Genomic DNA, 25,678 nt, shown 5'->3' on the forward strand with positions numbered 1-25,678 from the left:
TTTGGAAAGGAAGGCAATGGTAAAAAACAATTTATCACGATCAAGTCCCCCTTAGGAGGGGGCTAGGGGAGAAAACATCATTGCGACAAATTACCAGTCTTTTCCTCAATCCAAATCTCCAACGTCCGCCGCACATTTTCAATATCTTGCATCACTTCCCGGTCTGAAAAACGCAATACCTTAAAGCCAATTACCTGCAAATCTGCATCCCGTTTGGCATCTTCCCCTGTTTTAAAATTATGCGTATAGCCATCCACTTCCACGATCAGGTTTAACTCTTTGCACAGAAAATCCGCAATGTAATTCCCAACCGGCCGCTGCCTTCGGAAACCGAAACCCAGCATCCTTTTCCCGGAAAGCAGTTCGCACCACAGCCTGATCTCCGATTTGGTAGAATCCTTACGTAGGTTCCGGGCCAGCGGCTTCAGGTTTTTATTGTAGTGGTGGTTTTCCGGCTCCGACATAAATTTTAGCAGAAAGTTGGTTCAAATCGATGTCCCCCTTTGGAGGGGGTAGGGGGAGGATTTTACATTATCCGATAATTTGATTCTATATGCGTGGTCCTCCCCCTAACCCCCTCCAAAGGGGGACTTTTCTTCTATAGTCAGCTTGGGGATGTAAGGAATTAGATTCTTTCATATTCAGACATTACTTTAATAACAATCCTTCTAGCGGAGGAATTTTAATCAGCTATTTGAAGGTAATGCCACCTATTAAAATCCTTATCATATTCAATAGGGAGTTCGTATTGCATTCCATTTTTTTCGGTAATTAAGATTGGTAAAGGAGAGTTATCCATTAGGTAGATTTTAGAATAATAATCATTTATCATATAGTCCATTTTTAATAACTGATGATGTAGAACTAAAGTCTTATGGAAAATATCTATCCAACTATCAAAACTAATTCCAGTTAGCTGAGGAAATTTAGAATTTTTGTCATCATTATTTAAATGTATTGCCCTTCCTAAAAATGAATAATTGGAATGTGCAATAGAATTTCGAAGTTGAGGGATGTAGCTATCTTTCAGTAAATTGTAAATAATGGGAGAAATTCCCTTTAATAAATCCCTTACTTTTTCGCGAATAATTTCGTGTCTTTTTCCTGTACTGGTGTTTTTATCTTTTGGAGAATCAGAAATTTTAAAATACCAATCATAATGTTCACCTAAAAGAAGACGTGTAAATTGATAAAGTTTTTTAATAAATAAATCTCCTTCCCAAAATTTAAGATAAATCAGCATTTCAAAACGGATGGAATTTTCCTCTTCTTCTGTAAGTTTATCAATTTCATTAGATTTAATTGAGTCCGACTTTAGTAGTTCTTTGTATTCTTGGAGAGTTATATTTTCAGAATTATTCTTCCTGTATTTTAAAATAAAAGTTTGATGAGCATCTGCTGATAATCCTTGTATTCCTGGCCCAATTGTATGTGGATTTAATTTTTTACCATCATCAAAAAAGAAATCTTTAATTGTTTCATCATAAATGCCATTGATAAAAAATAATAGTAAATCGTTACGATGTTTTTGATTCTTTTGAGCTAAATCAAGTTACCTATTTATTTCAGAATCAATAGTGAAATTGATGTCTGAGAATTTGTCTTTGAAAATCATTTGATTAAAATATATAATTTCGATAGTTCCTTTCCTATCTAACCCCCACAACCCCACTTCCCCAGTAAGAATGATACTCCGCATTATACATCGCATCGGCGCTTACCGGACCCATTTTGTACTGCCCTTTGCTCACCGCGCGAACTAAATAATAGAAGTTTTTCGGGCTACCCGTAGCGGTGGTAAAGAGGTTAATCCGGTCGTCGCGGATGTCGAAATAATCGGGGGTGGCGGCGTCTTTGGCCCAGGCAATTTCGCGGACGGCGCCGATGCGCGGGTTCTCAATTTCGAAGCCGGCCGGCAGGATGTCGGTGATGGCGACGTTTTCTACGCTGCGGGTAAGGTCGGAGGTCTGGATGGTGAGTTTTACTATAATTAAATCGTTCAGGGCGAAACGGTTGCTGGTAATTTCGGTGCCGTTGCGGTCGTAGAAATGCTTGCGTACTTTCAGGTAGCTGTCTTCCTCTTTGTAAGTTCCCGTCGGGCTGATTCCTTCCTGCTCCCAGAAATAGTACAGGCTGCCGTTGCCGTTCGTTTTAAGGGTAATCTGCTGGTTCGTGAGGTTCTGCGTGAGCACCAGTTCTTCGCCTTTAAAACTGCCGATCTGCTTGCCGTTGGCGGTTACCGTGGCGGTTACGTTCTGCTGCATATTCGCCTTGGAAAGCTTGCCGAGCGCCAGCAACGCAAAGCTCCGTTCCTGGGTGTTGAGCCAGCGTTCCGACTTCAGTTGCTGCGATAAATGCCGCGCCATTTCGCCAACGGCCGGGTGGTTGGGCTGGGCGGAAAGCAGCGCGTTCAGGGCCAGCGCTTCGTCGCGGATGGCGGAGTAAAAGCTGCCGCCAAATTCGCGCTTCGAGTTTTCGCCGGAGAATTGTTTCGGGAGCAAAGCCAGGAAATTGCGGTTGTTGCCGTACATCGCGAAGGTGCTGGCCAGCAGGTATTTGCTGTCGATGGCGAGCAGACCGGGGTTGGCTTTGTAATAATTCATTGCCGTTACGTCGTATTTATTTACCAGCCCCAGCACGTACAGCGAATAGAAAATCTCCTTTTTGGCAATGGTTTTGGTCTGGCTCGCGCCTTTTTCGTCGGTAAAATAATACCGTTCCGTTTCGCGGGTTTTCAGCTTCAGTTGCAAATATTCAAACAGCTTGTTCAGCATTTTCTGGTTTACCTGGAAACCGGCGCGCTGGGCTTCCAGCAGGAAATGCGCGGCGTAGGCCGAACCCCACCAGGTTTCGTCGTCGGTGCCCGGCCAGTAGGTCATCGCGCCGTTGTAAAGTCGCATCGTTTCCAGTTTCCGGATGGCTTCCTGCACGTTGTAATCGGGGTTGTAGCGGGTGGCTTTGCGGTCTTGTTTCAGGGCTTTGGCCAAATCGGCGTAATAAATTTGCGGGAAAGCGGCCGAAATGGTTTGCTCCACGCAGCCGTACGGATACTGAATTAAGTAGCGCAGATCGCCGGCAAACTGCACCATCGGCGACTTGCTCACAATAAGGCGCGCCGAAGCAGAACCCGGCATAAAATCGGTTTTAAAACTGATGTCCTGACTTTTTCCGCCCGCAACCATACCGTTTCCAGCCACCTTTTGCAGCGAAGCCGGCGGCCTTACCGAAATGTCGGTTTTCTCCCGAAACGTTTCGTTCAACGCATTCACGCTCACCAAAACCGACCCGTTGCCGATGCTGTTTTTCGAATAGATCTTGAACGTAACCTGCTTTTCGGAATTCGGTTTCAGCTGCACCGTTTGGCTCGTATTGCCGGAAGCCAGCAGCGGACCGGTAAGCTGCAATTTCGCCGTAGCCGAAGTGGAGTTAGAAGTGGTATTGCTCAGCGTAACCGGCACCGAAACGGTATCGCCGGGGCTCAAAAAACGCGGCAGCGCCGTAGAAATTACCACCGGGTCAGCCACTTTTATGAACTTTTCCGAAGCCCCGAAAGCCTGGTCTTTGTAGGCCACCGCCATCACGCGCAAGGCCCCGGAGAACTGCGGTACCGGCACCTTGTAGCTGATCTCACCGTTGGCATTGGCCTTGAGTCTTCCGCTCCAAAAGGCTACCAATTTCACCCGTTTGCTGGTGAGCGGGTTCACGCGTTTGCTCAAATCATAACCGTCGCCACCGGTGCTGGAACGCTTGCCGCTCAGCTCCGGAAACAGGTACGGATACAAGTCAAACGGATTAACTTCCAGGGCGCGTTTCTGGTAGAAAAATTTGTACGGGTCGGGCGTTTCGAAATTCTTGAGTTGCAGAATTCCTTCGTCCACCACCGCCAGCGTAACTTCCGCATTCGGCGCCGTTTTTACGTTTATGGTTTGCGTTTTCTGGCTTCTGCTTTGCGCCGGCGCGGAAATATTTACCGCCAGTTTCGTGCTTGCTTTCGCTACCATTAAGGGCTTGAAACCGCGCGCCACCGTAAGCGGCAAACCACTATTAGTTTCCATTTTCCGGATGGCCGTGGCCGTGATGTACACGTTCGGCAGGAAGGCATCTTTGATGTTCAGCGCCAAACTCGCCGACTTTTTATCGGTGGGCAAATAGTAATGTTCCAGCACGTTATTCCGCTCCACGGTTACAAGAATTTTCCCGGCAAACGGACTTTTGAATAGAATATTTGCCTTGTCGCCGACTTGGTATTCCGCTTTATCGAACTCAATGGTTATTTCGCCTTCGTTGTTCACCTCAAAGGAATTGCTTTGCGTATCGCCGTAGCCGTAGGCGTAAAAATGTTGCGCCACGTACGTTTCCGCACCCGGCCTGCGCACCCTAATTTCGTATTCGCCGGAGTTAAGCGGATTGAAACTGAAAGTCGTGCCTTTGCCGGAAATCGCAATATCCCGGGATGTAACTACCTGTTCCCGCATCTGCGAATTGTAGCCGTAACGTCCGCCGCTGCGGCCTTGCACCACCGTTTCCCAAACTTTTCTAATTATTTGTACATTGGCATTAGCGTTTTGCAGCGGTTTCCCGGCTTTGTTTAAAGCAATTAGTTGAATGGGAAGAATTTGTCGAGTACTTACCCAGGAATTGAAATTCTTGATACCAAAGAAAGCCGTTTGCGTAGGCACTTCGAAGGTTTTCATCCGGTTCACCGGCCTTCCGGTTTCGTCGAAAACGGTTGCGAAAACTTTGCCTTCCAGCACGCCCAAATCTTTGAAATCGGGCACTTTGTAACTTTGCTGCGCGAAGCCTTCTTCATTCGTTTCGCCGGTCTTTAATTCGTTCTGAAAGCTCACGTTATTGGCGCCTTCCAGGTTGAAATTAAAATCGCTATGGTTTTGAGGCGAAAAAGTCTTGCGTTTTAGACTGAAATCCATTTCGTATTTTCTGCCAGAAGCCGGCGGCCCGAACAGGTTCATTGCCGTGATGGAAGCCGTAATTTCTTCGCCTGGTCTGGCTTCCGGTTTCGGCAGTTTCAGGTCCACTTTTATGCGGTCCGGAATAAATTCTTCCACCGAAATTTTCTTCGAATTCAGCAGCACGTCGTTGCCCGAATAAACTTCGATGGTGTACTGGCCCGTCATTACGGCCGGCGGCAAATAGAAATCGGATTGGAACGCACCCTGGGTATTTAAGGTCTGGCGGTAGGCTTTGTATTCGCGGCCGGTTGGCAAGAGCAGTTTGATTTTTACCGGAATATTCGAAAGCGTTTTCCAGTCCTGGGTGCGGAGAATGGTGTTCACGTGCACCGTGTCGCCGGGACGGTAAATGTCGCGGTCGCCGTAAATGAAAGCGTCGTAAGCGGCCGGATTGCTGCGCAAACCACCCACCTCAAACCGCGACGTTTCCACGCGGTTGCTTTCCAGAATCATAAAGTTGAAATCCTGACCTTTTTGCGCCGAAACCATACCGATTTTGAAGTGCTTGTTCAGTGGCGAACCGGTAAATCTGGCTACGCCGTTTTTATCGGTGGTAACCGTTTGCACCACCTGGTTATTCGTACTGATGAAGTTTACTTTTATGCCGGCCAGCGCTTCGGTGGTTTTAATGGAATTAGCAAAAACCAGCACTTCGTTCGTTCCCTGGCGGGCAATTAAGCCAATATCCGAAACCGAAATAATTTTGGAAGCCTGCAAAAACTGCCGCTCCGTGTCCTGAATTTTTACCACGTAAATGCCCTTGAATTCGGAGTTGAAATCGAGGTCGGCGAGGCTGAGATTTAGGAGGGTTTGGCTACCGTTTTTCTTTAGGTTTTTGGTCTCGTAGGTGCGCGTGGAAACCACGTCACCGAAATCGGAGGTGTTGTAATAATTGTAGCTGCGGTCCACGTATTCGCCGTCTTCGCTGGGCTGGTAATCCTCTTCGCTTTCATAATCGTAGCCGTATTCTTCGCCGGTGCGCATAAAGGCGTGCACATTATTGGCGTACACCCGCGCAATGGTCACTTTCACCTTCGGAATATCGACCAGGTTTACCGCTAAATTCCGGTTTCCGGCAGCGCCCAGATAAAACGCTTTGGTATTGGCAAAACTCACCGACGGCTGCAATTCGCCAAAAGAAACGTACTGCGAATGCTCTTTGCCCAGCGGAATGCCGAACATACTTTTCAGCTCTTTGGAGATAACGATCTGGTAGTTTTCGCCGCTCCGGAATTTGCCGCGCACCTCAAAACCATTATCGTGCGGTTCAATTTGGAGATCCGGAACGGTAGGGGAAATGGTGATAAAACTGCTCAGCTTTTCGGCCTGCACCGGTTGGTTCATAAACACGTTCATCACGCCTTCGCCCTGCACAAATGAACCGGTAATTTCCGCCACCTGAAACACGCCTTTCGGCGGAATTTCACTTTGCAGCGTTAAGTTTTCCGGCGTTTTCCAGTTGCCGCCCACCGGCTGCAAACCTTTATCGATCACAATTTTCAGCGGCACACTTTCGCTCTGGTTTTCCGCCAACGCCGGAATAGTAAAACCTACAGTCTGGTCGGTTTCCGAAGTTGCCAGTTCCTTTTTTACTTCCTTGCCATCCACGAAAATATGCGCCAGCCGGTCTACATCGTTCGGTTTTACCGGGTAATTGAAATTCACGTTCACCCGAATATCCACCGCATTGGCTTGCATGGCCGACATTGTCCAGTAAACCTGCGTGCCGGTCAGCGATAGCAGCGGCGTGTGGAATAAAATGCTGTCTTCGGTATTAAGCTTCGGTTTTTCTTTGCTCAGGTTTGCCAGTGCCGGCTGCAGTTTGGCAACGTATTGTGTGCTGGGCGCAAACGGCTCGAAAGGGGAGAAGGTCAGCTCCCGGGAACTGCTCCAGCGGAATTTGCCTTTCACCGCCGGTTTAAAGCTGATGTAAGCCGTAGAATCCCAGCGGTTGAGCAACGAATCGCCGACCACATCTTTGTTGAAGCGGAACGTTAAATTCTGGTGCTGGGCAATCTCTTCGTCGAAGTTGCGGCTTTCTACTTCCAGGGTGTTTGAGAGCTTGGAGCAGCTGGCTGAAAAAATTAAAAACGCTAGGAAAAAGGGGGTAAGAAGTCGGGCTGGAAATTGGCGGAAGAACATAGAAACGATTGGTTTTTAGGTCGTTTCTAAGGTACGGAATTTTGGGTATATAGGGAGGAAGGAATGTTTGGAAATTCGAATAAAACCTATAGATTTTGCTTAATTAAGGTCCGGTATAATTTGCCGCGCTCATATTTGGCAAAACCAGATTCTTCATCGAATTTATGGGAGGTGGAATAAAGCTTTAAGGTATCGCCGGAAAACTCCCAGCCAAAATATTCCGGTTCTTTTTTACCAATTTCTTTTAGTTGAATAGCATCAAAATCGAAAGGAGTAAATGTTTCGAATCCACTCCAAAGGCGCTCAATTTTAGTTTTCTTCGGATCTCCAATAAAGCTTTTATCATTAATGGATATTTTGTTTATGCCTGAATTTGTTAATTCTAAATAATTGCCTTCAAAAAGCTTTTTCAGGAAGAAATTATTGAATTTTTCTTCATCAGCCATAAAGCTAATATCTTCTGTTGCCCGCTTTCTTCGGAATAGGAATTTATGGTAAGCGACTTTTTGCTGAATTAAATCCTGATTTTCTAAATAGGTAAAGGTTGGTTCTTCGGTGTAATTAGGGATTTTAAATGAAAATGGATTTTTAATTTCTATTTTAATTATTCCACCATCCATATTCCCTTCGATATCAATAGAATCTTTTTGATTTATTTTTAAATACATTTCACCATAGAAAGAAGAAAGCCACGGCTCCAATTTCTTTTGTGTTAATGTAGAATCCAACAGGGCTGTGTTGATCCATTCTCCCTGAAGTTTTTTATCTAACTGCTTAGTAGACTTAATTGCATTCTCAGAACTCGAAGCAACTGCAAGTTCTTTTTTTTCGGCTTGTACTTGTTTTTTAGGTTTGGAACAGGAAACAAGAATTATCAGAAGTAAGAATAATAATTTATTCATTTCAAAGACAAGTAAATTAAGTAAAGGTTGAATTTACTTAAATTCTTATGCTGCATCGGCCTGAAAAGGCTTGATTCTTTCAAAAACCTGCTGCTTTGCATTAATTTCTTCTTCCAGATCAAAATCATCCTGTAACCCAAGCCAGAACTTAGGGGAATTGCCAAAATAAGAAGCCAAACGCAATGCGGTGTCAGCAGTAATCCGGCGGTTGCCTTTCAAAATTTCAGAAATCCGGGTTTGAGGAATACCGGTATCCTTAGCTAAACGATAAGCAGTGATGTTTAGTGGAATCAGAAATTCTTCTGCTAAAACTTCGCCGGGATGAATATTGGGTAATTTTTCCATTTTAATGATAATCTATAATTTCTACTTCAGCTGCCTGGCCTTCATTCCATTTGAAAATAATCCGCCATTGATTATTGATCCGGATGCTGTAAAACTCCTTCAGGTTTCCGCTTAATTTTTCCAGCCGGTTCGATGGTGGAATTCTTAAATCGGTTACCGTTTGGGAGTTATGCAGCATGCGAAGCTTCCGGCGGGCAATTTCCTGAATCTCAGAAGGCAGTTTTTTCGATCTTTCACCCTGCCAGATATTTTCAGTTTCTTTTGAGCCAAAGGATATGATCATACTTCTGCTTTACGATACTAACGTCAAAGGTAAGTAATTTGTTTGATTACCCCGTCACATCCATCCCCGGATCTTTGCCCATCAGATACCCGTACGGGCGAAGTTTTTTCACATTGTCGAAAATAACTTTTACAATGCCCAGGTAGGGAATGAAAATGATCATGCCGGGAATGCCCCAGATAAAACCACCGAGCAATAAGCCCATAATCGTGATCATGGGGTTGAGCTTGATGCGGGCGCCGGTAATGTTGGGCGTGAGCACGTAGCTTTCCACCATTTGCAGCAGAATAAAGAAGATGATGAGCGCGACGGGGTACCAGATCGAATCTTTGGTGAGCAGGGCAAACAGGATCGGAACCAGGCTGCCGATAATGGAGCCGATGTAGGGAAGCAGGTTGAGCAGGCCGGCCATTAAGCCAAAGAAAAGGGCGTGTTCGATCCCGATGAGGTAAATGCCCAGCGTATTGGCCGCCGAGAGGATCAGGATAACCAGAAACAGGCCGGAAACATAGGAATTAGCAACAGAAGTGATCTGGTTAATGATTACCCCGGGATTTTGGGTGGGCGCGCCGATGATGGTCTGCGGACTGGGGTGCATGCGAGACGTGACAATCAGATATATAAAGTTCTTTAGCTTCTGGCGGTATAGCAGGAAAAAAAAGGCATATACCATGGTAAGTACAAAGCTGGCCAGCACGGTACCGGTAAGCCGCACAAAACCGGCAATGTACGTGCTCAGGGAATCAAGGAACTCTTTTAGTTCATTCTTCAGGAAGGCGTGCTGCTGTTGGGGCGAAACATTGATCTTGGCGGCTACAAAGGCGTGTAGCTGGTTTAGTTTGGCCGTCATGGTGTCGCTGATCCGGGGCAGGTCGTTGAGCAGGCCGGTTAGTTGGTTTACGAGCAGAAATATCAGTACTACAAGCACCACTAGGACCGTTATAATGCAGGCCAGACTGCTAAGCAGGCGCGAAAAGCCCCAGGTTTCCAGTTTGCGGCTGGCCGGAATCAGCATCATGGCAAAAAGGCCGCCGATGGTAATGGGAATGAGAAAGGGCGCCCCGAGTTTCATGAGACCAAAGAACAGTAACAGCGCCATTAAGGTCTGGTTGAATCGCTGAAGGTTGGTGAGCTTGGCCATGGTAGTTTTTAGCGGAATTTGCTAACGTTTTACTGCCGGAAGTGGTTTTGGTTGTACGCTATTACTGAAGGGTTAACAAAACCACTGAGGTTTTTTAAACCTCAGTGGTTTGCGCCCGGATTACCGTACCGGAGGATGTTTCCGGAAGAATTTTTTCAGAACGAAAGTTATCAGGGCCAGGAGTAATATAAACGGCCAGATGTAAAGCAGCCCAACAATAAAGGAAAGCAGCATATCCCAACCGTTTTTCAGGGCATTCAGGATCCGGACCCAGAAGCTGTTACCTTCAGAAACTTCGGAGCGGTTTTCGTAAATTTCTACGGATACGGTGCTGTACGCTACCTGGCTGTTGATGTAGTTGATGCGGGCCTGCACGCTTTCAATTTCTTCCCGGATCTGGCGCAACTGGTTTTCGATCTCCAGAATGTCTTTAATGGTTTTGGCTTGTTTGAGCAGATCGAGGTAGCGCTGTTCTACGGCCTGCTTGGCTTTCAGCCGCGCGGAAATATCAACAAACTCCGTGGAAACGTCTTCGGAAGAAATATTCTTGTAGTCGAGGAAAATGGCTTCTTTGGCGAGGGCTTCCACCAGGTTGTCGAGGTTACGGGACGGCACCCGGATGCTGAGGGTGTTCTGGAGGCTGTTGTCGATCCGGCTTTCGTTGCTGTTCACCACAAAGCCCTGGTAGCGCTTTACCAGCGTTTCGATGTTGCGGATGCTTTTCCGGTAATCCTGCACCTGAAACCGGAGCGATGCATTCCGGATGATCTTGATTTGCGCTGGTATAGCAGCATTTTGCCCTGTTTCGATGTTTTCTTCTCTTGCCTCCTGCTGTTCTGGTTCTTCCGGCGCCGGAATATTCGGTGGGGTAAACTGAACCTGCGATTCAGCTGCATCCGTAGCAACTTCCTGTTTATTGGTGCAGCTTAGAAGGCTTGTCCAGATGAAGAGCGTTAGCAAGAAAGCTGTTCGCGTTTGAGGCAAAAAGGAGAGCGTTTTCATGGCCTGCAGTTTTGCCTTTAATACACGCTTCAGTATAAAAGTAACCTTGGCTTATTTTGAATCTTTTGCGTCATTCTGAGTGGGGAGAATTTTGGCTTAAAGTTTCTGCAAGTGAAAATGACATAAAAAATTTACCGTGCCCTCACCGGACACCATGCTGCCGTAGCCATTCCTGCTTTTTCTACTATTGCATGGTCAGGTTAACTTTCAGAAAGTGGGATTACAAAATCCACGGCTCGGTTCTGACGGGATTTGTAATTACTACTGTACGAAAAGTATATTATCCTATTGATAATCAGTAATATATAAATAGTTCGTATTTGTAAATATTTGTTTAAGCCATAATAATTGAGCTAATGCCTTGCGAATGAGTGTTGTAGGCTTATGCCTAAATCCAGAAACGAAAAGCCCGGAAAGCAATAACCTGTAAAAAAAGCAGAAAATGACGGTAGATAAGCTTTTGTCCTACTTGCCGGACTCCGTGATAGCAGCATACCGGTATGTTTCAGGGCAGCTTTTTGATAAGTACTTTATGGGTGATAAGTACTTTATGGGCAGCCAGGATAAAAAGAGCCTGACCATTAAAAGCTTCGACTCTACGATGGTAGCAGCCTCGGCAGTACTTTTGAAAGAAGGAATGCCAGTGGGCAGGAAGCTTAAAGAAGGCTTAGGAAAAAAGCAGGTAAAATTCAGCATCAGCCTTAGCAATGGTTTTCCGGTGGAGGCCGCTGTATCCGGGAAACAAGCTTATCTGAGTGAAGATGTTGCCTTGGGGGAATTTGTGTTAAAGAGCAGTAACTTAAAGAGCAGTAAAAAAGAACAGCAGGTGCTTGTTTTTGACCGGGGCATCAGCAGCCGTGATTTTGGTGTACAGGAAAGAAAACAAGATCTCAAGCTATAAGATCGCTAAAGAGAAATTTACAGATGAGTTAGAAATGTAAATGATAAAATTCCTGGTAGCTCAATGCAATGGAGACCCTAATGAAGTAAGTTAACTTATTGGCTATCATGAGCTTTGGTGACTTTTGTGCAATAGTAATTTGTAATCCCGTCAAGCAAATTCTATAATTTAAATTAACAGTGTACTAGTAGGGGTTAGGATCTTCGTAAATACAAGCACCGTAGCAACCAGAGCAAGGAGTAATAACCTGCCCGGAAAGCTCGTCCAAACAAGTTACGATTTCGGGTTAAGAATTGAATTTTCAAATTGTAACCTGATTTGTTTATCTTTGCTTTAGTGCTAAGGAGCAAATACTTATCGCTTTTTCTTTTTTTTGCCTTTATGGTAATGCAGGCGCATATTGTGCTGCCACATCATCACTACCATAGCCCTCATGAGAAAGCAGGTCATAGCCATAACCACGATCATGGTCATAGTCATGGTAAAAAGCATTCGGGTTCCGGCAACTTTGGTGGGCTGGTAGATCTGATTGGCCATGAAGCGCATTCCAATACTGCAGAAATCCTGCATGTTTCTGTAGCAGAGCATTTGGTTAAAAAAGCGGAATTAAAATTTACCTTTATTGCAAAGGCTAAATATTTATTCAAATATCCAAAAGTACCAGTCTCTCCCCAATACACTTCCCCGGATTTAAATTTTTATAAATCCGACCATTTCCTTTCCTTTCAGTTATGAGGGCCGCCTGCTTATATTTTGTAAGTCAGGCTTTTGCTGTTTTTTTTATCCTGTAAAGCTTTTTTAGCCTTTCGCTGAGGTTATAGCATTTCTGTGTACAAGTAAGCAGGGATGTTCGCGAAGCATTCCAAAGCTGTTACCCGGTTAAGAAGCCAGGCAATGGAGCAAAGAATTTGCTGTTCGCTACCGTAATAACGCTATGCTTTCAGGCTAAAAAGTGCCGGACCTTTCCTGTTAAAATTTCATATTAATACTTTTTCATTTCAATTTAAAATTCAAACCACGATGAAGAAATTTATCATCCCGGCAATTTTTTGCCTTGCCTTAACTGTTGGCTGTGCTGAAAAGAAAGCCGAAACCGAAACGCATACCCACGAAGACGGCACTACCCACGAAGCGCATACGGAAGCTAATCCGGAAACGGTTCCTGCTCAGGAAGAATTCGATGCAACAGTCACCGATACCGCTACAAGCACTGCTCCGGTTACTGAAGGCGAACACAAGCACGCTGACGGCGAAGCCCATACCCACTAATTTTAACGAAAGGCAGGTTTAAAACAGGCCTGCCTTTCTTTTGGAAAAAGTATTTATGAAAAATATTCATTGGTTCGTTTTAAGCCTTTTCCTGGTTTTTAGTTCCTGCAATAAGCAGCAGAAAGAAGAAGGCCATGCGCACGGCGAAGGCGGTCATACTCATGGTTTGGAGCCGGTTTTCTATACCCTTTATTCGGACAGGTCGGAGCTTTTTGTAGAGTTTAAACCCCTGGTTGTGGGGCAGGTTTCCAAATTCGCCACGCATTTAACCGGGCTCAACGATTTTAAGCCTTATACTGAAGGCCAGGTTACCGTAAGTTTTGTTTCCAGGGGAAAAGGCATCCGAAGCACCGCCGATAGTGCCAGTTCACCGGGACTTTTCCAGTTGGCTTTACAGCCGAAAACCGCCGGTACAGGCAAGCTTATTTTCGACTTAAAAACCAGGGAATTTACCGACCAGTTTGTGATCGACAACATTCCGGTTTATGCAGATGAAAAAGCGGCTCTGGCCGCTCAGCCTGCCGATGCTGCCGGAACAGAAATAACCTACCTGAAAGAACAGGCCTGGAAAAACGAATTTGCAAACCAGCAAGTAAAAAAGCAGCCCTTTGCGGAAGTGATCAAAACTACCGGCCAGGTGTTAGCCGCGCCCGGCGATGTGGTTGCGATCACGGCTAAAAGCGAAGGCATTCTCAAATTCGGGAAACAGGGAATGATAGCAGGCGAACCGGTGAAAGCCGGAGAATTACTTTTCTCCGTTTCAGGCAGTGGCCTTACCCAGAACAACCTCGAAGCCAGTATTCAGGAAGCCAGAACCAACCTCGATAAAGCCCGCACAGATTACCAACGGGCGCAGGAACTTATTAAAGACAACATCATTTCGCAGCGGGATTTCCTGTCTATAAAAGCGGCTTACACCAATGCCCAGACTGCTTACAATACGCTAACTAAAAATTACGGCGCCGGCGGTTTACGGATCTCAGCCCCCATAAATGGTTTTCTGCAAAACATTCAGGTGGCGGAAGGGCAATTCGTTTCGGCCGGTCAACCCCTGGCAGAAATCGCGAAAAACCGGAAACTGGTGCTCCGCGCCGATGTTTCGCAAGCGTATTTTCCGAAACTGGCTTCTATAAAAAGTGCCCGTTTCAAAATGCAGAACAACAATAAGGTTTACAATACCAGCGAACTGAACGGAAAGGTAGTTACCTACGGCCGAAGCACGGAAAACAACATTACCGTTCCGGTCAGTTTTGAAATCGAGATGGCGGAAGGAATTGTGCCGGGCGCTTTTGCGGAAGTTTATTTGCAGACTACCCAAACGCAGGATGCCCTGGTAATACCCGTTTCGGCCTTGCTCGAAGACCAGGGAAATTTCTATGCTTACGTGCAGGTTTCCGGGGAAGGATTTCAGAAGCGGGAACTGAAACTAGGTGCCAGTAACGGCGAACAGGTGCAGGTGCGGAGCGGCATTTCCGAAGGCGAACGCGTGGTAACCAAAGGCGCTTACCAGATCAAACTTTCTACCATGTCTGGTGCACTACCGGCCCATGGTCACGAACATTAAAAACCATGCTGAATAAGATTATAGATTTTGCGCTCCATAACCGCCTGATTGTTATGGTGGCTTCGGCGTTGCTCATTTTTATGGGGAGTTACACCGCGGCTAATATGGAGGTTGATGTTTTTCCGGATCTTACGGCCCCTACGGTAGTGATCTTAACCGAGGCCCACGGGATGGCTCCGGAAGAAGTCGAAAGACTGGTTACCTTCCCGATCGAAACGGCTGTGAACGGCGCTTCCGATGTACGCCGGGTCCGGTCCTCTTCTTCGGCAGGCATTTCCATTGTGTGGGTAGAGTTTAACTGGGGAACCGATATTTACCAGGCCCGGCAGATCGTGAACGAACGCATGATCTCGGTGGCCGAAAACCTGCCCGAAGGCGTTAGTAATCCTGCCCTTGCCCCGAATTCTTCCATTATGGGCGAAATTATGCTCATCAGCTTAACTGCCGATAGCACCAGCCTGATGGATCTTCGCACCCTTGCCGACTGGAATATCCGGCCCCGGTTATTAGCTACCGGCGGGGTTTCCCAAGTAGTGGTAATTGGCGGCGAATACAAGCAATACCAGTTACTGGCCTCGCCGCAGAAAATGAGATACTACGGGGTTTCGCTACCGGAATTATTGGAGGCCGGTAAAAACGCGAATCAGAATGCTTCCGGCGGTTTCCTGAACGAGTACGGTAACGAATACATTGTAAGGGGAATCGGGAAAACCAGCGACCTGGCAGAACTTGGCAAATCGGTAATAAAAACGGTAAACCAGATTCCGGTAAAAATCGAGGACGTGGCCGAAATCAAGATCGGAACCGCGGTAAAGATCGGCGATGGCTCCCTGAAAGGCCGGCCGGCAGTAATCATGACGGTAATGAAGCAGCCTAATACCAACACGCTGGAACTTACCAAACGCATTGATGAAGCCATGGCGGAAATGAGCCGGAACCTGCCGCAGGATATTCATATCAATACCAGGATTTTCCGGCAAGCCGATTTCATAACGGCTTCGGTTAACAACATTCAGAAAGTACTGGTAGAAGGCTCCATTTTTGTGGTAATTATCCTGTTTATTTTCCTGATGAACTGGCGGGCTACGGTTATTTCCCTCATTGCCATTCCCATTTCCATTCTGGTAGCCATTCTGACTTTAAAATGGCTGGGCTTAACCATTAACACCATGAGCCTCGGCGGAATGGCAATTGCCGTTGGCGACCTGGTAGACGATGCCATTATTGACGTGGAAAATGTGTATCGCAGGTTAAAAGAAAATGCCCATAAACCACTTGCAGAAAGAGTAAACAAGCTGAAAGTGATCTACGATGCTTCCGTAGAAATCCGGTCTTCGGTTATTAATGCCACCTTTATTATTATCGTCGCTTTTGTGCCGCTTTTCTTTCTTTCGGGCATGGAAGGCCGGCTTTTAGCCCCGTTGGGCATCGCGTTTATTGTGGCCCTTTTTGCCTCCTTAATAGTAGCAATCACCCTTACACCGGTTCTTTGCAGCTTCCTGCTCACCAACGATAAATTGCTTTTAAAAGAGCACCAGGAAACCTGGCTGGTACGTCACCTGAATGCCGTTTATGAAAAAGCATTGGTAAAAGCAATGGGTATGCGTAAGCTGGTAATTGGCCTGGCGGTAGGGTTATTCGCAATTTCCCTGGTTCTTTTTTCTGGCTTAGGGCGCAGCTTTTTACCGGAATTCAACGAAGGTTCGCTGGTAGTAAGCGTAGTTAGTTTGCCGGGTATTTCACTGGAAGAATCGAACAAGATCGGGACGCAGGTGGAGAAAGCTTTGCTTACGGTCCCGGAAATAAAAATTACCACCCGCCGTACCGGTCGTGCTGAACTCGACGAACACGCCCAGGGCGTAAATGCTTCTGAAATCGATGCCCCTTTCATCCTGGATGAACGCGACCGGGAGGCATTTATGGAAGAAGTTCGGGAAAAAGTAGGCAACATTACTACCGCTAACATTACCATCGGGCAACCCATTGGACACCGCATCGATCACATGCTTTCGGGTACCCGTGCCAATATCGCTATCAAGATCTTCGGTAATGATCTGAATCAATTGTTCACGCTTTCCGAGCAGGTTAAAGCCAGTATCGAAGACATAGAAGGTCTGGTTGATCTGAGTGTGGAACAGCAGGTTGGCATCCCGCAGATTCAGATCAAAGCCAACCGGGATATGCTGGCTAAGTACGGTATTTCCATCGGCCGGTTCACGGATTTTATTGATGTGGCTTTTGCCGGGGAAAAAGTATCGGAAGTGTACGAAGGAGCCAGGAGCTTCGACCTGATCCTGAAGTTCGACGACCAGAACCGGGGTAAAATGGAGAACATCCGAAATAGCCTCATCGATGCCGGAAACGGCGAAAAAATTCCCTTGTATTACGTAGCCGATATCGTTTCAACTTCCGGACCCAATACCATAAACCGGGAGAATGTGCAGCGCAAAACGGTAGTTTCGGCCAATGTGGCCGGCCGGGATCAGAAAAGTGCCGTGGAAGAGATCCGGAAAAAGATCGAAGCGAATATTAAGCTGCCGGAAGGGTATCATATTGAATACGGTGGGCAGTTTGAAGCAGAAGCAGAAGCTTCCCGAACCTTACTGGTAGCTTCGGCTTTAGCCCTGCTAGTCATTTTCCTGCTTTTATACCAGGAGTTCAAAGATGCCCGGGTTTCGGGTATTATTCTCCTGAACCTGCCGCTGGCTTTAATTGGAGGCATTCTGAGCATTTACTTTACCTCCGGTATATTGAGCATTCCTGCCATAATCGGCTTTATTACCCTCTTCGGAATTGCCACCCGGAACGGTATTCTACTGGTTTCGCATTACGAACTACTGTTACGGGAAAACCATTTTACCGGCAGCCATAAAGAAATTCTTTACCAGGCCATTGTTCAGGGTTCCAGAGACCGTTTAAGCCCGATCCTGATGACGGCTTTAACGGCGGCGCTGGCCCTTATTCCCCTGGCAATTGCCGGCGATCTGCCGGGTAACGAAATTCAAAGCCCGATGGCCAAAGTAATTTTAGGAGGCCTGCTTACATCTACCGTGCTGAATTTGTTTGTGATCCCGATCGTGTTTTTCTGGGCGAATAATAAAAAGGAATCGGTATGAAAAACATAAGTAAAACTGTTTGTATGAATACCTGGAGAAGATTGTTTTTTTGTTTCATCGTTTTATTTCCGGGAACAGGTTTTGCCCAGGGTAACCTGGAAAAGGTACTTGCTTCCGTCGCTCAGCACAACAAAGCCATTGCCGCGAATAAGCAATACTGGGAAGCCCGGAAGCTGGCTTTAAGAACCGGCCTTACGCCCGAAAACCCGGAGGTGGTTTATGATTATATGCGGGGCAGGCCCCAGGAAATTGCCGGAAACCAGCACGATTTTACCGTAACCCAGCAATTCGATTTCCCGACGGCGTACAGCAAAAAGAAAGCGCTCTCGAAAGAGCAGATCGCGCAGACGGAATTTCAGGCAGCAGCTTTCCGGCAGGATATTTTGCTCGAAGCCAAATTAAGCTACCTGGAAATGGTATACCTGAACCGTCAAAAAGTAACGCTGGCCCGCCGCCTGCAAACCTCGGAAAGATTGTACCACGATTATCAGAAGAAATTCAAACAAGGCTTCGCCAGTATTCTGGAAGTAAATAAATCCAGAATTCAGCTTACCACGCTGCAAAACGAGGTGCGCCAGATTGAAAGTCAGCTAAAGCTTTACACCGAAAAACTTACCCAACTGAACGGCGGAAATGTTATTGCCGTAACCGATACGCTTTATCCGGCGCAAACGCAGCTGCCGGCCTATGAAGTAATGGATAGCGTGGTGGAAGTAAATGACCCTATCCTTAAAACGGTAAAGCAGCAGAGAGAGATCGCCGTAAAGGAAAAGGAAGTTGCCAGAGCGCTTACCTTGCCAAAACTTGGGGCCGGCTACCATTCGCAGGCAATTCTGGGGCAAACCTTTAACGGGGGCAGGGTAGGCGTTTCCGTTCCCTTGTGGCAGGATAAAAATAAGGTAAAGCAGAAAGAGGCCGAAATCCTATATTCAGAACTACAGATCCAGAGCCACCGCACCGAGCACCTGCACGATATTAAAGCCCTGTACGATCGCTATGAAAGCCTACGGGCCGGATTAGTGGATTATCAAAATCTGATGCAGGACGTTAAAAGCGATGTGTTACTGGCAAAAGCGTTACGCCTGGGCGAAATCTCCAGCATCGAATACTTTATGGAACTGACATATTTTTATAACGCTTACGATAATTACCTGGCCCTGAAAAAAGAATACAACCAGGTAGTAGCTAGGCTTTACAAGTTCGCTTTATAAATTATTAATGCTAAAAGGAAGGTTTAACGGATATCCGGGACCGGAAGAAAACGCACTAATTTATTAGCGCCTTAATGGAAAGAGGTACCTTTTAAAGTTGAAGCCGTTTCGGGTTTTTTTATTAAGTTGTATCAAGCCTGCTAATGTTGGTGAAAACACCATAATTGTCTAGCTTCGTTGCTATATTGCGTCATCCCGATTTATTGCGTCATCCCGAACGAAGTTGAGGGAACTATCGCATACCGAGCCCGAGCGAAAGGCATTTATTGCTACGCTCAAATACCATAGCAGTAACCAATAGTTTCTTCGACAAGCTCAGAATGACCTGCTTTTCTTCTACCCCGGCCTGTCCCCCGACAGGCCGGAAGCACTGCAACTATGAGCATTGTTCAGAAGCTTCCATAAAGCGGTTAATAAAGGTAAAATGTCTGGTGGATTGGCTACCTGAAGGGAGTGGCGATAGTCCGTCCTGTCGGGGGGACAGGCCGGGGTGGACGTGATATTCAATAGTTTTCCCTACTTAAAGCTGTGTATATACCCTAGGTCCTCTGACAGCCCTCTTCCTTACTTGGAAAGAAAATAAGCTATGAAGCAAAAGTTCTGTAAGGGTACAGAATTTGGAAACCATTCTTGCCAAATCGTATTAATTACTCATAAAGTTCTTACCGCACGGTTTGCAGTCGAAACTTCTGCATAAGTTTTATTTACTCGCTCGGCCGGCTTTTACAACTTCCGTAATGGGCGTATCTTTAATATACACATCTTTCAGTACAGCTTCACCCTTCAGGATTTGAACCACCGCATAAGTAGTTTTAGTGGTGTCCTGTACCGAATCGAAGTAGACTTTTTCGGCTTCGGGGGCTACGGTCTCTTCCAGGTAAAACCGGTCGAAGGGATAGCGGATAAAGAGCTGGTGCTTGCCGTGTTCGGTCGTAATATAATCTATTTGGGCTTTCAGGTAAGCTTTATTCGGGGCTGGTTCCGTTTTGGAAATGCCGGCAACTTGGGCAAAGCCGTTCCGGTCGGTTTTCAGGTTGACGTAAATATCCTCCGTATTTTCCCAAGGCTTTCGGTTTGGAAGGGCAATGGAATTCTGGCGGAAACTTAAAACGATGTATTTGCCCCGGAAAGGATCGTTGGGATCTAAGGGGGCCGTTTTGAATTTGTATTCCGTGCCGGACGCCAGGATCTTTTCCCGGTCCAGGATCATACTGGCGGGAACGTAAAGCTGCACCAGCGCAACAAGCAGAAAGGCAAGCAGGAGGGAGGTTTTGCTTTTCATGCGGTTTTCCGTTTTTTAAGCAGGTAATAATTGGCGGCAAAAAAGCTCAGGCCTACCAGGATAAACAAAACTCCTCGGGCAATAAAAGTAAGGTTCGTGTCGAAAAAGCGGCAGATCACCAAGGCAGTTATAAGCAGCAAGCCGAAGTTCAGAATGCCTAAACTGTCCTGCCGGGCGCCGGAACGGATCGTGAAAATACCAAGGAACAGCGTTAGCAGGTTTATGGCTACGGCTCCGGCCAAGGGATATAGATAACCTATAGGAAACTGTAGGGCAAAGACCAAAAAAACTATTTCAAACGGATTAAGTTCGGTAAGCGGCTTTTGACGGTATTGTCTGAATAAAAACAGACCCGCTGTAATTGTAACCAATACGGCAGAAATAAATTCAGGAGAAATAAGGTCCTGTGCTTTGAATGGTTGCCGGCCCAGGCTCTTCCAGAACGTTTCGAAGCTTAAAAACAGCAGCAGAGCCACCGTTCCGGCAAAGCCGCAAATTTTAAAACCGTTGTTGCGAAGTTTCTGACTGTTGAAAAATGAAAGCGAACCCAATTGCAGGAACAAACCAAACAAGCTCAGGTACGCAATGAACATAAACTCTTCGGTGTGCCGGGCCACGGTTCCCAGGGCAATCGTTACCGACAGCGGAAGAAACCAGTTATGAAAGATCAGGAAGTTGCTCTGGGGTTTCTTTCGGAACAGGAAAAAGTAAAAGGGCAGCACCGCGAGCAGCAATGGCCAGTAATAATAATTTTCGGAAGAGCCATAAGTCCAGTAACCGGTTTCGGCGGCGTAATACGTAATGCCAAGCAGAAATAGCAAGGAGGCGGTGCCGGAGCGCATGAGGTAAACCAGAGGCAGGCAAAGCAGCATCCAGGTAAGTAAAAAGCTGCTGATCTTTCCGGGAATGTGGTAGATCTGGCTGATGAGGGAAATGGTAGCGCCGACGGCCAGAAATAAAAAGGTGGCAGCGGCTTCTTTCCGGTTTTGTTCCCCGTCCTTTTTCAGCAGGGTGTAGCCCGCGGCCACTTGCCCCAGCAGTAAAGGAATAAAAGCCAGGATCGTTTTGGTTTGCCGGGAAAGCTCGTCCCAGTTATGCGCAATAATCAGGATAATGCCGAGGCCAGTAATAAGCGCTCCCAGTATACCAAAAACCAGCACCGGACGGTGACTTGAATCCTTGCTTTTGTTGCGGTAATGCAAGCGGATCTTTTCGGCGGTTTCGGCGGAAATAAGGTTGCCGTTTACCAGTTCCGGAAGGTCTTTTAAAATATCACTGGCCATGTATTGAACCGGTTTTTTCGAATACCCAAAGTATAGCTTAAACTATTTATTTCCAATGAATGCCTTGTTTTTATTTGTTAGAGACCGAGGCGCCTGAAATAGAAAAAGCCTTCCGGATTGTTCCGGAAGGCTTTTTCTATGGTGTAGGAAGCTTAGTGAATGCCTTTATCTTTTTTGCAGCAATCGTTCAGCTTGTTGTAGGCTTGCGGGTTGGCGGCTACCGAATCGGCATCATAACCGATCTGGGAAACTGCTTTGCGCAAGGCCTCTACGTTGGTTTTATCCGGACGGTATTGAACGAGTAACATCTGAGATCTAACATCCAAAGTAGCCTGCTGCACGCCTTTTTCATAAGCCATGCTTTTCTCGATGGTCTTTTTGCACATGTCGCAAACCGAAGAAGTTTTAATTTTTACGGTTTCCGTTTTCTTGCCTTGCGCCTGCGCGTTTACGCTGAAAATCACCAGGGAAAAAGCGGCAAAAAGTATTCTTAAAGTTTTCATCTTTTTAGTGATTAGTGAATAGTGATTAATGATTAGTAATTATCTGTTTTTGATCAAATCTAACTTCCGAAAGTAAACTGTTCTCAATTCAGGACTCTATATTTATTTAAGAGGCCGAGACATTGTTTTTAATCGAATTTATTTCTTTTATTTTTTAGTCTAATAATCGAATATCGAACGTTCGAACAATTTAAAATTCGTACCTACGAATATCGAACATTCGAACAATCGAAAAAACCGTGCCTTATTTTAGTTTATAGCGGAGGCCGGCATAAATTACCCGGCCAACTACCGGACCCCAGACCATGCTGGCGTCGAAGGTGTGGCCAAAGGGCGCTTCTGCGCCCATGATCGGGTCTTTTTGTTTGAAGTTCAGCAGGTTTTCGCCGCCTACGTAAATGTCCCAATGCTTGAAGCTACGCGTTACCTGGCTGTTTAACACCGAAAATGGCTCGGCAGTTCGTCTTGGCTCCGGGTCGCCATCGTGCGTTACCACTGTTGGCAGGCTCCGCTGACCGAACCATTGCACCGTAGCATCGAAACGCCATTTATCGAAAGCAGTGGCATAGCCGGCGTTCACAAAGAAACGGTTTTTCGGGTTCATCGGGCGATCGAGCAGGTTGCCGTTGTAGCTGCTTTTTACATCGAAGAACTTATAGGCCGCTTTCAGGTCGAGGCCTTTTGCCAGTTCATACTGCACTTCCGCCTGAAAACTGTTGGAGAATGAACGCCCTTCCAGGTTGCTGAAAATTACGGCTCCTGGAACGCTGTACATGTCGGCTACTACCTGGTTCTGGAACGTGGTGTAATAGTAATCGGTAATGAAGGTACCATGCTTGCCGCCCAGGGAAAAGTATTGCGTAAAGCTTCCGCCCATGTTCCAGGCGCGTTCCGGCTGCAGTTCTTCCGTGAAAACGAACTTCCGGGAACTTACCAGCGCACCGCTGTTTTCGGCGATCGGGTTGGCTACCCGGAAACCCTTACCACCCGAGATCCGGAAAATGGTGTTCGGGGTATAGTCGTACTTCAGGTGCAGGCGGGGGGTGAAAACGGTACCGTACAGGTTGTGAAAATCGGTGCGGGCGCCGGCTACTACCGTTAAGTTATGCGAGTTGTTGTAGGTATATTCGGCAAACACGCCCGGTACATTTTCCTGACGTTTCAGCAGGGTGTCTTCGAAAAACTCGCGGTAATTGTCGTGGGAAAAACTTAAACCGGTTTTATAGGTATGTGCCGTAGTGCCGATTGCCGACTGGAAAATCAACCGGGCCAGACCCGATTGTTGCTCCCCGTCGTAACGCCGGAACCCGTACTGGGAATCGAATTCGTGCAGGCTTCCGGATAAGATCAAACCAAGGCTTTCGTAAGGTTTGTTCTTTGCGGTCAGGGCCAGTTTACTGTAACCTGAAAGGCGTTCTGTCCGGCTTTCGGTGCCGTAAATGCCCGATTCCGCACCGGCTCCTTTTTCATAGTCTGTCTGGCCACCCAGCCGGTCTTCGCGCAAGGCGTTCAGGCCGATCTCGCCGGTAAAGCGTTTGTTAATGTACTTCCACTTGTTGTAAACGTTGTATTGCGAATTCAGGGGCTGGTCCATAAATCCGTCCTTGTTGCGGTCTACGCGCTGGTGCAGGTGGTTGGTGTGCAGCATAAGCACGGTGCTCAGTTTTTCGGAAAGCGGCACGGCCACGTTGGCATTGGCATCCCATTTTCCCAGGTCGTTGCCGTAAAGGTTCAGGTAAATCTGTTCGGCTTTTTCCGGGTCTTTCAGTTTCACGTTCACCTGGCCGGAAATCGATTCGTAACCGTTCAGCACCGAACCGGTTCCTTTAATAATATCGATGTTGTCGATGTACGTGCCGGATAAATAATTCAGGCGGAAAGGCGTGGCCAGGCCTTGCAGGGTAGGCACGTTGTCGGTGGTAAGGAGCGTGTAGGCGCCGTCCAAACCCAGCATCTGGATCTGCTTGGCGCCGGAAACGGCATCGGTGGTGCTTACTTCTACCGAAGCGTTGGTCTCAAAGCTTTCAGCCAGGTTGCAGCACGCCGACTTTTCCAGGTCGCGGTTCGTGATCAGTTGGGCGTTAACCGGCGAAGTGGCATCGAAGCGGTCTTTGCGGGCAACTACTTCTACTTCCTCCAGGTTAGTGTTCGGCTCCAGGTAAATGCGAAGGAAGATCTCGTTCGGTTTTACGGTAAGCGTATCGGCTTTATAGCCGATAAAACTTACCACCAGTTTATTGGTCTGGGTGGAAAAAGGCAGGGAGAAGCCCCCATTGGCATCGGCCAGCGTGCCGGAAGTAGTGCCGGCCCAAACCAGGCTGGCTCCCGTTAAACCGGTAGCGTTATCGGTTTTGTCGAATACCTGGCCGTTCAGGATCTGGGCGGAGGCAAAAGCGGGTAAAAATAATATTGAAAGGAAGGCGAAAAGGATACTTCGGCCTTTTAAAGGTAAAATCATAGCGTTTTTGATTTAAAATTCAGAAATGAACAGAATGGCTTGCTGCTAAAATGCGGCAGGCAGAACTGGTTTTCAGAATTTTAAACTAAACGCGAAGGATATGCAGGGAATAGAGCAGTTTTTTGCCGTACAGCGGGGGCGAGGAATTGGTATACTGCAGCACTTCCTGTTCCGTGTGCTGAACAGGAATGAAAACCGGCGAAAAGGTTGGTTGCGGGGCAAGCCAGGTAGAGGTGAACTGCTTCAGTTTTACTTGCGAAGCCAGGTCCAGTTTGTGCTGGTCGAGTTTAAAGTCACAGCATTTCTTCGAAACGGTTTGTCCGGCTTCCGGAATTTTGCAGTCCGCTTCGGCGGCATGCTTCGTACACGGGTCTTCCTTTAGCTCGAAGCTGAACATCACCTTGCCGCTGGTCAGGCAAATGTGCTGGCCTACAGTAAGACCCACGGAGCTGAGAAGCACCATCAGGCTTAGCCATAAACAAACCGATTTATTCAGCAGGGTTTTCATTTAAACAAATATACGAAGTTTCCCGGTTTTTATTTTCTTCCCGGGTATGTTAATGTTTTACGTTACAAAAGTAGGGGCAGGGCCGGAAAAAGTATTTACAGGATTCCGGGTTTGTTTTACAGGATTTCCGGGTAGCCTTTTTCCCTTCGCAATAATCCCAGATTCAACGTAAGTCCCAAACCACCAAATGAATTTTGAGGAATGAAATTGAAGAACCCGCTCAAAGTAAATCCTGCAGATTTTCCGGGCATGAACAAAGCCTCGGCCTGTACCAAGCCACCTATATAATAGTGATTCCGGAATTCGGTTTTGTAAGTATGGAATAAATATAAAAGTGGTGCTCCCTGAAAATCATAAGGCTCGCGGTAAGTGGTGTACGTTGGACCGGCCATTCCTTTTAGCTGAATTACGTTTTCAAATTCAATGCTTTTGCCGATCAATAAATAGGTAGATGTAAATCTATGCTTTGGATAATCCCCGGGTGAAGCTGTAACATGCTCAAATCTGCTCATGTCGTCCTTGAAATTAGTCTGAATTATTCCAGGTCGAAAATTCCAGTTGGATTTTAAACCCACGTTTAAGTAAGCATTAAGGCCAATGCCATTATCATCAAGGTACTGGTTGTCAGTTATTCCCAGTTGGCTACCCAGACCCACATACAATTGTTGCAGATTTTTTTCATTTGGAACTACCGCTTCAGTTTGGGCTATGGCTGGATCGGAAGCTAAAAAGGAAAATAGCCCGATTACCAGTAAACAACGCCACATAAGGTTGGGATTTATTATGCTACTTATTCGT

20 protein-coding genes are annotated in these 25,678 nt (G+C 46.6%); 5 read left to right on the top strand and 15 right to left on the bottom strand.

The features are described 5' to 3' along the window. Nucleotides 1-77: 77 nt before the first annotated feature. From F0P94_RS08640 to F0P94_RS08675, 8 genes are all read right to left on the bottom strand, one after another. Nucleotides 78-464 carry an endonuclease domain-containing protein gene (locus F0P94_RS08640; RefSeq protein WP_150903485.1) on the bottom strand — a complete coding sequence of 129 codons (387 nt, stop codon included), beginning with the start codon at nt 462-464 and terminating at the stop codon, nt 78-80. 218 nt (nt 465-682) lie between these two features. After that, nucleotides 683-1,243: a hypothetical protein gene (locus F0P94_RS08645; RefSeq protein WP_150903486.1), complete on the bottom strand. Its 561-nt coding sequence runs from the start codon at nt 1,241-1,243 to the stop codon at nt 683-685. Between the two features lie 406 nt (nt 1,244-1,649). Further along, a complete protein-coding gene (locus F0P94_RS08650; RefSeq protein ID WP_150903487.1) occupies nt 1,650-7,112 on the bottom strand; it encodes an alpha-2-macroglobulin family protein in 5,463 nt (1,820 codons plus the stop codon). Between the two features lie 86 nt (nt 7,113-7,198). Beyond that, nucleotides 7,199-8,014 carry a hypothetical protein gene (locus F0P94_RS08655; RefSeq protein ID WP_150903488.1) on the bottom strand — a complete coding sequence of 272 codons (816 nt, stop codon included), beginning with the start codon at nt 8,012-8,014 and terminating at the stop codon, nt 7,199-7,201. 45 nt (nt 8,015-8,059) lie between these two features. Beyond that, nucleotides 8,060-8,359, bottom strand: a complete 300-nt coding sequence (locus F0P94_RS08660) for a HigA family addiction module antitoxin (protein ID WP_150903489.1) — start codon at nt 8,357-8,359, stop codon at nt 8,060-8,062. A gap of 1 nt (nt 8,360) precedes the next feature. Then, the gene (locus tag F0P94_RS08665; protein ID WP_150903490.1) at nt 8,361-8,642 is read right to left on the bottom strand and encodes a type II toxin-antitoxin system RelE/ParE family toxin; all 282 of its coding nucleotides are present in this window, start codon (nt 8,640-8,642) and stop codon (nt 8,361-8,363) included. Nucleotides 8,643-8,688: 46 nt separating this feature from the next. Further along, nucleotides 8,689-9,783, bottom strand: coding sequence for an AI-2E family transporter (locus F0P94_RS08670; RefSeq protein ID WP_150903491.1), 1,095 nt, complete (start codon nt 9,781-9,783; stop codon nt 8,689-8,691). Nucleotides 9,784-9,903: 120 nt separating this feature from the next. Further along, nucleotides 9,904-10,785, bottom strand: coding sequence for a DUF4349 domain-containing protein (locus tag F0P94_RS08675; protein WP_150903492.1), 882 nt, complete (start codon nt 10,783-10,785; stop codon nt 9,904-9,906). Nucleotides 10,786-11,227: 442 nt separating this feature from the next. Here F0P94_RS08675 and F0P94_RS08680 point away from each other — a divergent pair, with 442 nt between their 5' ends. Further along, a complete protein-coding gene (locus F0P94_RS08680; protein ID WP_150903493.1) occupies nt 11,228-11,686 on the top strand; it encodes a hypothetical protein in 459 nt (152 codons plus the stop codon). Between the two features lie 354 nt (nt 11,687-12,040). Here the strand turns inward: F0P94_RS08680 and F0P94_RS08685 are convergent, their stop codons facing one another. Next, the gene (locus F0P94_RS08685) at nt 12,041-12,274 is read right to left on the bottom strand and encodes a hypothetical protein (RefSeq protein WP_150903494.1); all 234 of its coding nucleotides are present in this window, start codon (nt 12,272-12,274) and stop codon (nt 12,041-12,043) included. Between the two features lie 432 nt (nt 12,275-12,706). Here F0P94_RS08685 and F0P94_RS08690 point away from each other — a divergent pair, with 432 nt between their 5' ends. The 4 genes from F0P94_RS08690 to F0P94_RS08705 are packed head-to-tail and all read left to right on the top strand — an operon-like array spanning nt 12,707 to nt 18,846. Beyond that, on the top strand, nt 12,707-12,955 hold the full coding sequence (locus F0P94_RS08690) for a hypothetical protein (RefSeq protein WP_150903495.1): 249 nt from the start codon (nt 12,707-12,709) through the stop codon (nt 12,953-12,955). Between the two features lie 55 nt (nt 12,956-13,010). Further along, nucleotides 13,011-14,519 carry an efflux RND transporter periplasmic adaptor subunit gene (locus F0P94_RS08695; protein ID WP_150903496.1) on the top strand — a complete coding sequence of 503 codons (1,509 nt, stop codon included), beginning with the start codon at nt 13,011-13,013 and terminating at the stop codon, nt 14,517-14,519. A gap of 5 nt (nt 14,520-14,524) precedes the next feature. Beyond that, nucleotides 14,525-17,635: an efflux RND transporter permease subunit gene (locus tag F0P94_RS08700; protein WP_150903497.1), complete on the top strand. Its 3,111-nt coding sequence runs from the start codon at nt 14,525-14,527 to the stop codon at nt 17,633-17,635. Beyond that, entirely contained in the window at nt 17,632-18,846 is a 1,215-nt protein-coding gene (locus F0P94_RS08705; protein ID WP_150903498.1) for a TolC family protein, read from the top strand. The genes F0P94_RS08700 and F0P94_RS08705 overlap by 4 nt, the downstream gene beginning before the upstream one ends. A gap of 700 nt (nt 18,847-19,546) precedes the next feature. Here the strand turns inward: F0P94_RS08705 and F0P94_RS08710 are convergent. The 6 genes from F0P94_RS08710 to F0P94_RS08735 all read right to left on the bottom strand — a co-directional run bounded on the left by F0P94_RS08710 (nt 19,547) and on the right by F0P94_RS08735 (nt 25,647). Then, nucleotides 19,547-20,128 (bottom strand): GDYXXLXY domain-containing protein, encoded by a 582-nt coding sequence (locus F0P94_RS08710; RefSeq protein ID WP_150903499.1) that lies wholly within the window; start codon nt 20,126-20,128, stop codon nt 19,547-19,549. Continuing rightward, nucleotides 20,125-21,411 carry a DUF2157 domain-containing protein gene (locus tag F0P94_RS08715; RefSeq protein WP_150903500.1) on the bottom strand — a complete coding sequence of 429 codons (1,287 nt, stop codon included), beginning with the start codon at nt 21,409-21,411 and terminating at the stop codon, nt 20,125-20,127. Before F0P94_RS08715 ends, F0P94_RS08710 begins: the two co-directional genes overlap by 4 nt. Nucleotides 21,412-21,563: 152 nt before the next feature. Beyond that, the gene (locus F0P94_RS08720; protein ID WP_150903501.1) at nt 21,564-21,914 is read right to left on the bottom strand and encodes a heavy-metal-associated domain-containing protein; all 351 of its coding nucleotides are present in this window, start codon (nt 21,912-21,914) and stop codon (nt 21,564-21,566) included. A 244-nt stretch (nt 21,915-22,158) separates the two neighbouring features. Next, nucleotides 22,159-24,372, bottom strand: coding sequence for a TonB-dependent receptor (locus F0P94_RS08725; protein WP_225307168.1), 2,214 nt, complete (start codon nt 24,370-24,372; stop codon nt 22,159-22,161). A gap of 85 nt (nt 24,373-24,457) precedes the next feature. Beyond that, complete coding sequence (locus F0P94_RS08730; RefSeq protein ID WP_150903503.1) at nt 24,458-24,880, bottom strand: HYC_CC_PP family protein; 423 nt, start codon at nt 24,878-24,880, stop codon at nt 24,458-24,460. Nucleotides 24,881-24,996: 116 nt separating this feature from the next. Beyond that, on the bottom strand, nt 24,997-25,647 hold the full coding sequence (locus F0P94_RS08735; RefSeq protein ID WP_150903504.1) for a hypothetical protein: 651 nt from the start codon (nt 25,645-25,647) through the stop codon (nt 24,997-24,999). Between the last annotated feature and the right edge of the window lie 31 nt (nt 25,648-25,678).

Origin of the sequence: Adhaeribacter soli, from assembly GCF_008727925.1 — a bacterium.
GTDB lineage: Bacteria > Bacteroidota > Bacteroidia > Cytophagales > Hymenobacteraceae > Adhaeribacter_A > Adhaeribacter_A soli.